11 protein-coding genes are annotated in these 14,357 nt (G+C 71.8%); 8 read left to right on the top strand and 3 right to left on the bottom strand.

Translation table 11 applies throughout. The features are described from left to right. Positions 1-79 precede the first annotated feature (79 nt). The 8 genes from DJ010_RS03020 to DJ010_RS02985 all read left to right on the top strand — a co-directional run bounded on the left by DJ010_RS03020 (position 80) and on the right by DJ010_RS02985 (position 11,071). The gene (locus DJ010_RS03020) at positions 80-634 is read left to right on the top strand and encodes a hypothetical protein (RefSeq protein WP_109692120.1); all 555 of its coding nucleotides are present in this window, start codon (positions 80-82) and stop codon (positions 632-634) included. Next, on the top strand, positions 627-1,511 hold the full coding sequence (locus DJ010_RS03015; RefSeq protein WP_109692119.1) for a sulfotransferase family protein: 885 nt from the start codon (positions 627-629) through the stop codon (positions 1,509-1,511). Before DJ010_RS03020 ends, DJ010_RS03015 begins: the two co-directional genes overlap by 8 nt. Next, on the top strand, positions 1,508-3,469 hold the full coding sequence (locus DJ010_RS03010) for a delta-60 repeat domain-containing protein (protein WP_109692118.1): 1,962 nt from the start codon (positions 1,508-1,510) through the stop codon (positions 3,467-3,469). Before DJ010_RS03015 ends, DJ010_RS03010 begins: the two co-directional genes overlap by 4 nt. A gap of 345 nt (positions 3,470-3,814) precedes the next feature. Continuing rightward, positions 3,815-4,414 carry a sugar transferase gene (locus DJ010_RS03005; RefSeq protein WP_211318625.1) on the top strand — a complete coding sequence of 200 codons (600 nt, stop codon included), beginning with the start codon at positions 3,815-3,817 and terminating at the stop codon, positions 4,412-4,414. 13 nt (positions 4,415-4,427) lie between these two features. After that, positions 4,428-5,684, top strand: a complete 1,257-nt coding sequence (locus tag DJ010_RS03000) for a glycosyltransferase (protein WP_158282910.1) — start codon at positions 4,428-4,430, stop codon at positions 5,682-5,684. A 7-nt stretch (positions 5,685-5,691) separates the two neighbouring features. Beyond that, positions 5,692-6,879, top strand: coding sequence for a glycosyltransferase family 4 protein (locus tag DJ010_RS02995; RefSeq protein WP_158282909.1), 1,188 nt, complete (start codon positions 5,692-5,694; stop codon positions 6,877-6,879). Beyond that, positions 6,876-8,828 carry a delta-60 repeat domain-containing protein gene (locus DJ010_RS02990; RefSeq protein WP_109692114.1) on the top strand — a complete coding sequence of 651 codons (1,953 nt, stop codon included), beginning with the start codon at positions 6,876-6,878 and terminating at the stop codon, positions 8,826-8,828. The genes DJ010_RS02995 and DJ010_RS02990 overlap by 4 nt, the downstream gene beginning before the upstream one ends. Continuing rightward, entirely contained in the window at positions 8,825-11,071 is a 2,247-nt protein-coding gene (locus DJ010_RS02985) for a flippase (RefSeq protein ID WP_158282908.1), read from the top strand. The genes DJ010_RS02990 and DJ010_RS02985 overlap by 4 nt, the downstream gene beginning before the upstream one ends. On the opposite strand, the gene DJ010_RS02980 is transcribed toward DJ010_RS02985, so the two are convergent. From DJ010_RS02980 to DJ010_RS02970, 3 genes are read right to left on the bottom strand one after another with little or no spacing between them, the layout of a single operon-like run. After that, positions 11,057-11,908: a sulfotransferase family protein gene (locus tag DJ010_RS02980; RefSeq protein ID WP_109692112.1), complete on the bottom strand. Its 852-nt coding sequence runs from the start codon at positions 11,906-11,908 to the stop codon at positions 11,057-11,059. The two genes, DJ010_RS02985 and DJ010_RS02980, sit on opposite strands and share 15 nt — an antisense overlap. Continuing rightward, positions 11,905-13,332: an O-antigen ligase family protein gene (locus DJ010_RS02975; protein ID WP_109692111.1), complete on the bottom strand. Its 1,428-nt coding sequence runs from the start codon at positions 13,330-13,332 to the stop codon at positions 11,905-11,907. Before DJ010_RS02975 ends, DJ010_RS02980 begins: the two co-directional genes overlap by 4 nt. Then, complete coding sequence (locus DJ010_RS02970; RefSeq protein WP_109692110.1) at positions 13,322-14,257, bottom strand: sulfotransferase family protein; 936 nt, start codon at positions 14,255-14,257, stop codon at positions 13,322-13,324. Before DJ010_RS02970 ends, DJ010_RS02975 begins: the two co-directional genes overlap by 11 nt. Between the last annotated feature and the right edge of the window lie 100 nt (positions 14,258-14,357).

The raw sequence follows: 14,357 nt of genomic DNA, 5'->3' as shown, positions 1-14,357 counted from the left end.
GGACTCATCCCACCCCGCCAGCGGGTATCGTGCGCGGGTCCCGCTGCTCCGACTGGGGCGAGAAGGGGGTGGGGACGTCATGGCACCGTCGACGGCGCGACTCCTCGCCGGGACGGCGCTCGGCGCTGCCCTCCTCAGCGGGTGCGGCATCGACGCCCTGTCGCCGGAGGAGCCCCGGGTCGAGGCACCACCGACCGAAGCCGCGGACCCCTATCCGGACGCCCTCTCCGTCGGCGACACCCACGAGGGCGAGGTCCGGACGACGGTGATCGCGATCGCCGAGGGCGGCGCGCCGGCGTGGCCGACGGCCGGCGCGGGCTACGAGTGGTGGTGGGTCAACGTGCGCACCTGTGCGCCCGCGAGCGGCGCACCGACCGAGATCGGGTGGTACCAGTGGGCCGTCACTGACAGCGAGGGCGGCTGGTACGGCGCCGACCTCGACTACGGCAGCCGCCGCCCGACCAACCAGCTGCCCCGGCTGCTGGAGCTGGGCCCTGGTGACTGCCGCGAGGGGCGGGTCCTGATCCCGGTCCCCGACGAGGCCGAGGTGGTCGCCGTCGTCAACGCCGACCGGTCCGGCCAGCCGCAGGGCACCTGGCTGTACGACGACCCCGAGGAGGACGACGGTGAGTGACCAGCCTCGGATCGGCTTCGTGATCGGGACCGGCCGCTGCGGGTCGACCCTGGTCCACGAGATCCTCGCCCGCCACCCGGAGAACGGGTTCGTGACCAACCTCGACGACAAGGGGGTGCGGACCAGCTCGCGGCTCGACAACCAGCTGTGGCGCCGCCTGCCCGCATCGGTCACCACCAAGGGCCGGTTCCGGTTCGCCCCGTCGGAGGCCTACCGGGCGCTGGAGCGCGAGGTGAGCCCGGTGCTGGTCGACCCGGTGCGCGACCTGGTCGCCGCCGACGCGACGCCGTGGCTGGCGGGCCGGATGCAGGCGTTCGTCGCCACGCGCACCGCGCGGCTGCAGTCGGAGGTGTTCCTGCACAAGTTCACCGGCTGGCCACGCACGGGGTTCCTCGAGGCCTGCTTCCCGGGGGCGACGATCATCGAGATCGTCCGCGACCCCCGGGCGGTCGCCAGCTCCTGGCTGCAGATGCCCTGGTGGCACGGCCACCGCGGCCCGGGGGAGTGGCACTTCGGTCCGCTGCCGACGGACCAGCACGACGTCTGGGAGCGGCACGGGCGCTCGTTCCCCGTCCTGGCCGCACTCGCCTGGCGGCTGCTGATGGACGCCTCCGACGCGGCCCGCAAGGAGGTGCCGGCCGACCGCTGGCTGACGGTGCGCTACGAGGACGTCGTCGCCGACCCGCGGGGCCGGATCGGCGCGATGCTCGCGCACCTCGGCCTGGACTGGACCCCGGAGTTCGAGGCGGGGTTCGCCCGCTACTCCATCGAGTCGGCGCGCACTGACGCGTTCCGCCGCGACCTGTCCCCGGCCGACCTCACCGCGATGGAGGACGCCCTGGCCGGCTCGCGCGCCTACGCGGAGCTCTACTCATGACCCGACGGAGGTACGGCGCCGCGGTCGCGGCCGCGGTGCTCGCCCTCGGCCTCGCGGTGGGTGTCGGCGCGCCCGCCCCGGCCCGTCAGGACGTCGTGGTGTCGCCGACACCCGAGGCCAAGCACCCACGGGTCTTCGACGGCCGGATCTACAGCATCGCCAGCGCGGGGCCGAAGGTCCTCGTCGGCGGCACCTTCACGACCATCCGCAACAACGCCTTCGACGCCGCCAAGATCCAGCAGCCGCGGCTGTTCCGCTTCGACACCTCGACCGGCCTGATCGACGAGTCGTTCCGCCCGCGGATCAACGGCGACGTCGAGGCCGTCACCTACACCGCGGACGGCACGTCGATCCTGATCGCCGGCAGCTTCACCAAGGTCAACGGACGCCCGGTCGAGCGGATCGCCCGGCTGACCCTCGACGGCACCCTGGTCACCAGCTTCCAGGCCCGCGCGTCCCGACCGGTCAAGGACTTCGCGCTGGTCGGCAACCGGCTCTACGTCGGCGGCGAGTTCGGCAAGTTCAACGGCAAGGAGATCCGCGGCCTGGTCGCGATCAACGCCACGACCGGCGCACTGGTCCCCTCGTTCACGCTGCCCCTGGCGAGGTCGCGCGACCGGTTCCCGCCCTACGTCCAGGAGCTCGATGTCTCGCCGAACGGTCGCTGGCTGGTCATCGGTGGCAACTTCCGGAAGGTCGGGAGGGCCGAGCGCACCCAGGTCGCGGTGATCGACCTGGCCGGCGCGAAGGCGAGGGTCGCCCCGTGGTCGACGCGACGGTTCGTCGGCGACTGCGCGAAGTCCTACGAGGACACCTACATCCGAGGCATCGACATCTCCCCGGACAACAAGTTCTTCGTCGTGAACACCACGGGGGCCTACATCGGCTACGACCGGATGTGTGACTCCACCTCCCGCTGGGAGCTGCCGCCGGGGTCGTCCGGGAGCGGGCGGCAGCCGACCTGGGTGAACCACACCGGCGGTGACACGTTCTGGGCGGTCGAGGTCACCGAGTCGGCGGTGTACGTCGGCGGCCACATGCGGTGGCTCAACAACCCGCGCCCGTCCCCCGAGCCGAAGGGTGACAACGACGGGCCGGGCGCAGTGTCGCGGCCGGGCATCGCGGCGCTCGACCCGTGGTCCGGCGTACCGCTCTCGTGGAACCCGGGCCGCGACCGCGGGCGCGGTGTCGAAGCCCTGCACGCGACCGACGACTACCTGATGGTCGGCAGCGACACCCCCTACTTCGCCGGCCAGCTGCGGCAGCGGCTGGCACTGCTGCCCGTGACCGGCGGCAGGCCCAACCCGGCGCCCCAGCAGCTGCGCCTGCCGGTCCGGCTCTTCCTCGTCGTCGGCGACAGCGTCCGGTCGATGCGCTTCGACGGCACGGCGTTCGGCCCGGCGACCACCGTCAGCGGACCTGCGACCGACGGCGTCGACTGGTCGGGCAACCGGGACGGCTTCGTCCAGCACGGCCGGCTCAGCCACTTCGGCCGCGGCAAGGCGTTCTGGCGGCGCTCCTTCACCGCGGGCACGGTCGGCCAGTCCGAGACCAACCTGTCCGCGTCGGTCGGCTACGTCGACCACGACCGTGACATCACGCCCTTCGACCAGCCGTACGGCGTCGCCGAGACCCGCACTGCGGCGTTCACCGACGGCCGGGTCCTCTACACCAAGTCCGGCGACTCCCGGCTCTTCCATCGCGGCTACTCCCTCGAGAGCGGGATCCTCGGCGGGTTCGAGTCGGTGGTGTCGACGAAGGACTGGCGGGGCGCGCGGTCGATGGAGATGGTCGGCGACGACCTCTACGTCGCGTGGAAGGACGACCGTCTCTACCGGTTCGCGGCCCCCGGCGGCAGGCCGCGCTGGTCCACCCGCACCGTCGTCGACGACGGTGCGGTCTCCGGTGTCCCGTGGGCGCAGACCGAGGGTCTGTGGGCCGTGGCCGTCAGCCCGTGACCGTTTCCGACGCCGGTCATTTCGGTTCCGACAACGTAACCGGTCGGATTTCGTGATCAGATCCGCTAATTCCGCCGTCCGACGTAATCGGATCTGCGAATTTGCGCACCCTTGTGTGCTTCCACCTTCTGTTTGAATCGGTGACGACCTTCGTGCGTCCAGCTCCAATGGCCGCCTCGGGCGGAGGTCAACGGGTCGGCTCCAAATTCAACGGCCCGCCAGTGGTCTGAGTTGGGGAACCCAGGCCCGGGGGAAAGGTAATTCCGCGTGGCGTGGGGGACGCTTGATCGTGCAATTGTCGCGTGCGAGATAGGCACGCTGGACCTGCCGGGGACGACCCGTCGGGTGAGTCGGTGCGTCAAGGCCACCGTCGACCTCGTCGGCGCTGCGGTGTTGCTGGTCCTGGTCGCTCCGCTCCTGCTGGTGCTGATGATCGGGGTCCGGCTCGACTCACCGGGCCCGGCGATCTTCCGGCAGGCGCGGGTCGGCCGGGACGGCCGGCTCTTCTCCGTCTACAAGCTCCGCACGATGGTCGACGGGGCCGACGACCTCAAGGCCGCGCTCCTCGCTGACAACGAGTACGACGGCCTGCTCTTCAAGATGCGTCGCGACCCGCGGGTCACGCGGTTCGGCGCCCTGCTGCGGCGCTCGTCGCTCGACGAGCTGCCGCAGCTCGTGAACGTCCTCCGCGGCGAGATGTCGCTCGTGGGACCACGGCCCTCGTTGCCGGAGGAGGCCGAGGCGATGGACCCGGCGACCCGGCGCAGGTTCGCCGTACGCCCCGGCATGACCGGGCTCTGGCAGGTCAGCGGCCGATCGAACCTCGGGTGGGACGACGCGAAGGCACTCGACACCTACTACGCCGACAACTGGACCGTCGCCGGCGACGTCCGGATCCTCCTGCGCACCGTGAAGGCCGTGGTCTCGGCCGACGGTGCCTGCTGAGACGGGGTCACGAGTGCGCATCCTCCACGTCAACAAGTTCCTCTACCGCCGCGGCGGTGCGGAGGGCTACCTGCTCGACGTCGCCGAGCTCCAGCGCGGACGCGGGCACGACGTCTCGTACTTCGCGATGGAGCACCCCGACAACCAGGCCGACGACAACGCCGACCTGTTCCCGCCCCGGATGGAACTGAACCCGCCGCCGAGCGGCCTCGCCGCCCGGGCGCGGACCTCGGTCGACATCGTCTACCGACGCAGCGCCCGCACCGGGATGGAGTCCGTGCTCGACCGGGTCCGCCCCGACGTCGTGCACCTCCACAACATCTACCACCAGCTCTCGCCGTCGATCCTGCGGCCGATCGCACGCCGCGGGATCCCGACGGTGATGACGCTGCACGACTACAAGCTGGCCTGCCCGACCTACCAGTTCCTCGACGACGGCAAGATCTGCGAGGCGTGCCTGCCGCGGAAGTTCCACAACGCGGCCCGGCGACGCTGCAACAACGGCTCGCTCGCCGCCAGCGTGCTCTCGTCGGTCGAGCTCGCGGCCCACACGTTCACCGGCGCCTACGACCCGGTCGACGTCCTCATCTGCCCGAGCGACTTCATGCTGCGCAAGATGCGGGAGGCCAAGGTCTACCCCGACCGGCTCACCCACCTGCCGCACTTCTGCGACCTGTCGCAGATCGCCCCGGCCACGGTGCCGGGCGAGGGGATCCTCTACGCGGGCCGGCTCTCCTCGGAGAAGGGCGTCGACGTGCTGATCGACGCCGCGGCCCTGCTTCCGGCAGGCCTGGACGTGACGATCGCCGGCGACGGCCCGGACCTCGAGGCGCTCCGCGCCCGTGCGGCGGCCGCGGGCGTCGCCGACCGCGTGCGGTTCGCGGGACGGCTCCCGTCCGGGGAGCTGCACGACCTGATGCGGGCGAGCGCGGTCGTCGTCGCTCCGTCCCGCTGGTACGAGAACCAGCCGATGGTCGTGCTCGAGGCCTTCGGGTGCGCTCGGCCGGTCGTCGCCAGCGACCTGGGCGGCATGCCCGAGCTGATCCAGCACGGGGTGTCCGGCCTGCTCGTCGAGCACGACGACCCGGCCGCGCTGGCCAAAGCGCTGATCGAGCTCGCCACCGACCCGGTGCGGGCTCACGAGATGGGGGTCGCAGCTCACCGCAGCGCTGTCGACCGGTTCGCAATCGATCGTCATCTGGACGGCCTCGACCAGGCCTACGCCCGGGCGGCGATCAACAAGGGAGAGGTCCTCCGCCATGGGTCTTAGGATCGCGATGCTGGGCACCCGGGGTGTCCCGGCCACCTTCGGAGGGGTCGAGCGCCACGTCGAGGAGGTCGGCCGGCGACTGGTCGACCGGGGTCACGAGGTGACCGTCTTCGCGCAGAGCAGGTACCTCGGCGAGACGCGGGTGCGTGAGCACCTCGGGATGCGCGTGGTCTGCATCCCCACCGTGCCCAGCCGCAGCCTGGAGGCCATCGCGCACTCGGCGATGTCCACAGCGGTGGCGATGACCGGCGGCTACGACGTCGTCCACTACCACGCGGTCGGTCCCGGCCTGGTCGCGCCGCTGCCGCGCTACCTCGGCCGCGCGCGCGTCGTCCAGACCATCCACGGCCTCGACGGCGAGCGCGCCAAGTGGGGCAGGGTCGCGCAGACCATCCTCAACGCCGCCACCTGGCTGAGCGCCCGCGTCCCGCACGAGACGGTGACGGTCTCCTCGGCGCTGGCCGACCACTACCGGGTGCGCTACGGCCGCGACTGCGCCACGATCGTCAACGGCGTCACGCCGCGGCCCGCGCGTCCGGCCGACATCATCCGGACCAAGTACGGTCTCGGCGAGGACGACTTCTCCCTCTTCGTCGGCCGGCTGGTGCCCGAGAAGCGGCCCGACCTCCTCATCAAGGCGTACGGCGAGCTCGACACCGACAAGCGGCTCGTGATCGTCGGCGGGTCCAGCTACACCGACGACTACGTCGAGGAGCTGCACCGCCTCGCCGCGCGCGACGACCGCATCGTGATGCCCGGCTACGTCTACGGGGACGAGCTCGACGAGCTCTTCACCAACGCCCGCTCGTTCGTCCAGCCCTCGGCCCTCGAGGGACTCCCGCTCACGCTGCTGGAGGCCATGGGCTGCGGCCGGCCGATCATCGCCAGTGACATCCCGCCGCACCGCGAGGTGATCGGCCGCAGCCGCACCGGCGCCCGCCTGTTCGCCGAGGGCGACCTCGACAGCTTGGTCGAGGCCTTCCAGTGGAGCGAGAAGGACCCGGAGTCCGAGCGGCGTGCCGCCCGGCTGGAGGCCCGCTACGTGGCGCGTGCCTACAGCTGGGACGCCTGCGTCGACCGGCTCGAGACCGTCTACGCAGGACAGAGCGTCCCGCCCCTGACCCCCACGTTCGAGGTCCACCGGACGCCCGTGCCCCTCGACTACCCGATGATCGCAAAGGAAAGCGCAGCATGAAGCAGCAGCACCGACGGGGCCGGCGCGTGTTCGCGGCCGTCCTTCTCGCCTCCACCGTCGCTGCCGGCCTCGTGGTGGGGTCGGGCTCGCCCGCGCCGGCCGAGCAGAACGTCGTGGTGTCACCGCACCCGGACAAGAAGCAGCCGCGGATCATGGACGGCCGCGTCTACACGATCACCAGCTCAGGCCCGAACGTGGTGGTGGGCGGCACCTTCACCACGGTGCGCGTCGGCAACTCGAGCCAGCCCAAGTGGGAGCAGCCGCGCCTGTTCCGGTTCAACTCCAACACCGGAGCGATCGACACCTCGTTCACGCCCGACATCAACGGCGACGTCGAGGCGGCGACGTACACCCCCGACGGCAAGTCGATCCTCATCGCCGGCAACTTCACCACCGTCAACGGGCAGAAGGCCGTGCGGGTGGCGAAGCTGCGGCTCGACGGCAGCCTGGACACCAGCTTCAACGTGGTCGCCGGCTCGACGGTCAAGGACTTCGCGCTGGTCGGCAACCGCCTGATCCTGGGTGGCAAGTTCGGCAGGATCAACCAGGTGCCGGTGCGGGGGCTCGCCGCGGTCAACGCGACGACGGGTGCGCTCGACACCTCGTTCGACATGCAGGTGGCCGACCCGCGCAGCTCGGTCAGCCCCTACGTCCAGGAGCTCGACGTGTCCGCGGACCGCCGGTGGCTCGTGATCGGCGGCAGCTTCGGGCGGGTCGGCGGCGAGGTCCGCCACCAGGTCGCGGTCATCGACATCTCCGGTTCCAGCCCGGTGGTCGCGCCGTGGGCGACCGACCGCTACCAGCGACAGTGCGCGTCGGTCTACAACGACACCTACATCCGGGGCATCGACATCTCCCCGGACAGCAAGTACTTCGTGGTCAACACGACCGGCGCCTACATCGCCTACGACACGATGTGCGACAGCGCCGCCCGCTGGGAGCTCCCGCCGGGACAGACCGGCTCCGGACTCCAGCCGACCTGGGTCAACCACACCGGCGGCGACACGTTCTGGGCGGTCGAGATCACGGAGTCCGCCGTCTACGTCGGCGGCCACCAGCGGTGGACCAACAACCCGCGCCCCTCGCCCGGCGGCGACAGCGACGGGCCGGGCTCGGTGGTGCGCTACGGCATCGCGGCGCTCGACCCCTACTCGGGCGTCCCGCTCTCGTGGAACCCGGGCCGGGACCGCGGTCGCGGTGTCGAGGCGTTCCTGGCGACCGACGACTACCTGATGGTCGGCCACGACACGACGCAGTTCGACGGACTGCTGCGGCAGCGGCTCGCTGTCCTCCCGACCGCGGGCGGCACCACCAACCCCGCGCCACAGGACGTCGAGCTCCCGGTGCAGCTCTTCTACACGACGAGCGGCAGCAGCCTGACGACGATGACGTTCAACGGCAGCAGCTTCGGACCGCGGTCGACGGTCTCGACGCCGGTCAGCTGGTCCGGGACCCGCGACGGCTTCGTCCAGCACGGCCGGCTGAACTACTTCGGCCCGTCGCAGGCGTTCTACTCGCGCGAGTTCACCGGCACCACGATCGGCAGCTCGGCGACCAACCTGTCCTCCTCCGTGGGCTACGTCGACACCTCGCACAACATCACGCCCTACGACCAGCCGTACGGCGTCGCCGAGACCCGCACCGCAGCGTTCAAGAACGGCCGCGTCTACTACACCAAGAGCGGCAGCAACGCTCTCTACTACCGCGGCCACTCGCTCGAGAGCGGGATCCTCGGCGGGTTCGAGCACCTCGCCTCCACCAGCGACTGGAGCGGTGCCCGCGCCCTGGAGTTCATCGGTGACTACCTGTACGCGGCGTGGAGCGACAACCGGCTCTACCGGTTCCACGCTCCGAACGGCACGCCCGACTGGGGCTCCCGCACGCTGGTCGACAGCGGCAGCTCGGGCATCCCGTGGTCGTCGATGACGGGGCTCTGGGCGACCAAGTGACCAAGCAGCCGGGGACCGGCAGCCTCGCCGTCGATGGACGGCGCAGCATCGTCGGTGCCGTGATCAGCAACGCCGCGACCCTGCTCGTGGCGCTGCTGGTCGCGCGCCTCTCCGGTGAGGCACTGCTCGGCGCGTTCGCCATCCTGTTCGCGTTGCGGGCGATCATCGCGCTGGTCTGCGGGCTGGGCATGCGGATCGCGATGACGAAGTTCGTGGCGGCGAGCCGCGCCCGGTCCGACCACGCGGGGCTGCGCGGCGCCGCCCGGATCGGTGTCGGCGCGCCGGTCGCGACAGCCGTGGTCGCCGGTGCGGTGCTCGCCCTGCTGGCACCGGTGCTGTCCGAGGACGTGTTCGGCCTGCCGTCGATGACCGGGCCGATGCGGGTGGTCGCCCTGAGCCTGCCGTTCGCGGTGCTCCAGGACGTCACCCTCGCCGGCACCCAGGGCTTCCAGTCGATGCGGGCGTTCGCCCGGATCGGGATGATCGTGGAGCCGTTGTGCCGGCTCGGTTTCGCCGCACTCTCGCTCGTCGCGGGGTGGGGGCTGATGGGTCTCGCCGGCTCGTTGCTGGCGGCGAGCACGATCGGCGGGCTCGCCGGTGCCGCAGCGCTCGCCCGCCGGGTCCGGGCGCTCCCGGCCGGCCCCTCGTCGTACCCGTGGCGAGCGCTGGCGGGCTTCGCCGGCGTCAGCTGGGTGGCCTCGATGGCGACCCAGGGCATCCTCTGGGTCGACGTGGTGCTGCTCGGTGCGCTCGTAGCCGCCGAGGACGTCGGCGTCTACCAGGTGGCCACCCGGGCGGTGCTGGCCTGCATGATCGTCATCACCCCGCTGACGGCGGCGATGGCGCCCCGGATCGCCCACTACTGGGAGACCCGCGAGGTGGACCGGGTGAGCGACAGCTACGGCGGCGTCGTGCGCTGGACCTGGCGGCTGTCGATCGTCCCGCTGACGCTGGTGTTCGCCGCCCCGGCCGCGGTGCTCGCGATCTTCGGCTCCGGCTTTCACGAGGGCGTCGCGGTGGTGCTCATCCTCAGCGGCGGCGCGCTCGTCGAGTCGCTCGCCGCCCCGTCCGCCGTGCTGCTCAACCAGATCGGCCGCAACCGCCTCAACATGGTCATCAACCTCAGCGCGCTGGTCGGTAACATCGTGCTGAACCTCGCGCTGATCCCGCCGTTCGGGATCGCCGGCGCGGCCGTGGCCTGGACGCTGACGCTGCTGGTGCCGGGACTCGTCCGCATCGCCGTCGCCCGGCGGCTCGTGACCCACGAGTGGCCGCTGCGCCGCCCGCACCTGGTCTCGATCGCCGCCGCAGCCGTTGCCTTCCTCCTCGTCCGGGCGCTGCTGTGGGCCACCGACCTCCCGGACCTGCTCGACCTCGTCGTCGCGGGTCTCGTCGTCGTGCTGGTCTACCCGGCGATCGTGCTCAGGGCCGGGCTGGTGCCCGCGGAGCGGAAGGCGGTCCGGTCGGCCGCCGTACGCGCGCGTCGCGAGCTCAGCGTGCGGGTGCCGGTGCTGCGCCGGTGGGTCAACCGCTGGCGGGTTCGCCGGCTTCGTCCCGGCACCGAGCGGATCCCCGTCGACCGGCTGCTCAGCCCGCACCGCGCGGACATCCTGGCGCGGATGTCGATCTTCGACCTCGCTGCCGACCATCGCGACATCCTCGACACCGAGGAGTTCTTCGAGCTCGCGACCCGGAGCCCCTACGGGGTGTGGTTCCGCACGATCGTCGTGCCCGGGCTTGGCCTGGCGGGCGTGTCCGAGCAGGAGCAGGACACCCTGTTCCGCCAGGCGGTGTCGCGCGCGACGCACCTCTTCGAGAGCTTCGAGGCCCGCGGCTTCGACAACCAGCACCCCATCACGGTGGCTCGGGTCCCCGCCGACACGTTGGTCGGCGGCCGCTCCCTGGCCGAGGACCGGTGGGTGCCGGTCGACGGCAACCACCGGCTGGCCCTGCTGGTGCGGTCGGGTCAGTCGCACATCGAGGTCGACCAGTACGTCGTCGACCCCGACGGCGACCGGCGCCACAATACAGCGACGATGCGGGACGCGCTCGGGCAGTCGGAGGCCGAGGCCGTCGCGTTCCTCGCCCGGGGGCTGTGCCCGCCGGGCCGCGTCGTCACGACCTGGTCGGAGCTGCTCGACGAGCTCGCGCTGCCCGCGAACCGCGCCCACCTCGAGCAGTGGCCCGAGGCCCGGCTCTGGCCGAGCGACGCGGCGGTGCCCGCAGGGTCAGTCAGCCCATGACGGCGGCTGGTCGAGCAGCTCGGCCAGCCGCGCGACGTCGTCGGCAACGGCCCGGCGGATCACCGCAGCCGCCTCGGCAGGCACCTCGCTGGCCGCCTGTCCCTTGAACGTCTCGTACGACGCGCGATGCACCGGCTCCAGTGAGAGATGTGCGAACACGCGCACCATCGTGGCCTGCGGCTCGCTGAAGAGCCGCTCGCTCTCGACCACCAGCACCTGCTCGGGGTCGAACGCCGCTCGCAGCCGGACCAGCTGCTCGGCGTACCGGCTGCGGTCGGCGTAGCTGAAGTGGCGATGAGCGTGGGCACGGCGCTGCTCGTCGGGGTCCGCTAGCCGCTCGGTCTCCCTGGCGAACGCCTCGGCCCAGTCGAGCGTCTCGAACCCCCGCGCCACCTCGTAGCGGTAGTGCGACCACGCCCGTTCCACCGGGTCGCGGAGCACGAGGATCAGTCGCGCGCCCGGCACGTCCTTGGCGATCCGGCCGGGCGACTCGGGGTGGTAGGCGTAGTAGGGGCTGGACTCGCCGATGATCGGCCGCGCGCCGAGCTTGCGCTCGAGCCGGTCGACCTCGGCCACGGGCAGCAGCTGCTGGCGGAACCAGTCCGGACCGCGGTGGTAGTTGACGTCGTAGTAGCGGCAGCCCTTCTCCACCAGCCCGCGCAGCACCAGCGGGTGCGCGTTGATGTACTCGTCGAGCGAGGTGGTGCCGGCGCGCTTGGCGCCCACGATGAAGTACGTCGGGAGCTCGCGCGGTCCGGGACGCAGCCGGTAGCCGGCGCGGCGTACCAGGTGCAGCGCACGACGGTGCCGCGGCGCGAGGAGCGTCGAGCCGCTCATGAGGACACCAGCCTTTGCGAGAGACGGGCACGCAGAGCGCCGGGCGTGCGCCGGGCGCGGGTCAGCGCCAGCCGCTGCGCGTGGGCGACCCAGGAGACCGCGGCGAGCGCGGGCAGCACGACCCAGAGCGTCGTGACGTTCTCGAGCAGGTTCTCGCCCAGCGAGGCGACGGGGAACGCGATCGCGTAGCCGAACAGCGCCACCGTGACGCCCTGGACGACGGGCTCGACGGGTAGTCGTGGGTCGATCACGCGGCGCGTGGCGCGGAACCCGGTGCGGATCGCGGCGCCGAGGAACCAGAGGTAGACGAGGATGCCGACCACGCCCATCTCGACGAGGACGAGCAGGAAGTCGTTGTGGGGCTGCTTGCCGGTGCGGCGCTGGGTCTCGTCGAGCCCCACGCCGGTGACGGGCGACTCCTCGACCATCGGAAGCACGTCGACCCAGTGCTCGAACCGCCACGTCAGCGAGCTCTCCGTGCGGGTGTCGGCCGGGTCGGGCAGCGTCGAGGTCACCCGCTCCGTCACCGACGGGACGGCCGCGACGAGCAGCAGCGGCGCCACCAGCGCGCCGACCAGCAGCCGTCGGTCGAGGACCGCGCCGACGACCAGGACCCCCACCAATGCGGCGATCCAGGCTCCGCGGGTCTCGGTCTCGATCAGCTCGACGGTGAGAGCGAGCGCGACGACGTAGAGCGCGAGCCGGGCCCGTCCCCGGGCCTTGGTGGCCATCGAGAACGCGACGAGGATGAACGGCACCAGGAAGTGCCCGAAGTTGTTGGACAGGAAGAACACCGACTTGAGCGCGGCGATGCCGTCCTTCTCGTGGCTGACGGTGACGCCGAGCAGGCCCATCAGCGGGAACAGCACCGGCACCACCGCACTCGTGGCCAGGGTGCCGATGAGGTGGACCACCGACATCCGCCCGGTCGTGAGCAGCACGACGAGCACCAAGTAGACCACGGCCCCGGCCGCGATGCCGGTCGCGGTCGGCAACGACTCCATCGGGAGCGGGCTGCTCAGCGTCGACAGGCAGGCCACCGCGACCAGGCCGAGCACGGGGAGCGTCAACGGCTCGCGGAGACGGGGTGCCAGCTCCGCGCGGTGGATCACCAGCCAGCCGGTGCAGATGACCAGCACCCCGACGCCCATCACCTCGGGGATCCCGACGCCGTCGCCCGCGGTCAGGTCCGCGACCGGTCGCAGCACCAGGGCCGCGGAGATGAACCACGCGAAGGAACGGCGTGCCACCGCGGCCGCGGCGGCACCCAGCGTCAGGCCGAGCACGATGATCGCGGCGGTCTTCAGCTCTCCGAGGCCCGACACCAGGCCGGCCAGGGCGGCCACGGCGAGCGCCACGAGCAGGGTGATGACACCGGCCCGGCTCCGGGTCGGCGTCGCGGGGGCGGCCTGCTCAGTAGCCATGGGCCCGCCGGTGCGTGGTGGTGACGGCAGAGACGACCAGCCGGTCACGGGTCCTGAGCTCCGACTTCCACGCCGTGTCGGCACGGAGCGAGACCGGGCCGGAGCGCATCCGGTTGGGGTTGCCGGCGACCGCGTGCGACGTGCTGAGGTCCAGCGCGCCGTCGCGCACGAATCCGGTGTCGGCCGGGAGGCCGGCGAACTCCGCGATCCGGCGCAGGACGGCTGCGGGATCGCTGACGAAGTCCTCGTAGCGGACGTCGAGGACGGACCTGCCGCGCCGCGAGAACGTCGTACCGACGCTGATCGTGGAGTGCAGCCACATCGCCGCCGCCTTGCCGGCGTGGAACCTCTCCATCTCGCCGTCATAGCCCTCGACGGCCTGCGAGGCGACCTCGCGCTGCCAGGAGTAGGCCACGGCGCGCGGGTCGCGCACCAGGTGCACCGGACGTACGTCGAGCAGCGGGCTGCGGCTCAGCAGCGCACCGAACGTGGCGATCTTCGAGGAGTCGACGATGGTCGTCGCGCCGCTCGTCTCGGCCAGGTTCGCGAGCAGCCGACCGTGCAGGTCGCCCATCTCCTCCGCCTCCGGGCTGGTGCCACCGGCGGCCCACCACCGGACCCGGCGACGGCGGGTCAGCGCGGTGAGGGTCGCGTCCATCCGGCGCACCTCCTCGGGCCCCGGCACCGCGCCGAACGTCTTCTCCAGGGCAGGACGCCACACCGGGCAGTCGGTCACCAGCTCGCGGCAGCCGCAGCGGCCGCCTTCGGCGAGACCGCGCCGCAGCAGGAACCGGACCTCGCCCACGCTGATGGCGCCGGGGAGGCTCCCGACGGCGTTTCCGAGCAGGGTCGAGCCACTGCGGCCGGTGCCCGTCAGGTAGATCACCCGGACCGGCGCACGACCGGAGCCGTCGGCGCGGGCCATCCTGCCCCCCCATCGCAGTGCTGTCGTCGCTTCGCGGACCGGTCCGCGACGCTCGCTGTACTCTAATCCGGACGCGCCATCCGCACATGGGGGAGTACGA

This window comes from Nocardioides silvaticus (assembly GCF_003160695.1).
Taxonomy (GTDB): Bacteria; Actinomycetota; Actinomycetes; order Propionibacteriales; family Nocardioidaceae; genus Nocardioides; species Nocardioides silvaticus.
The sequence above is the reverse complement of the archived record's forward strand: the minus strand, read 5'-3'. Positions and strand labels throughout refer to the sequence as shown.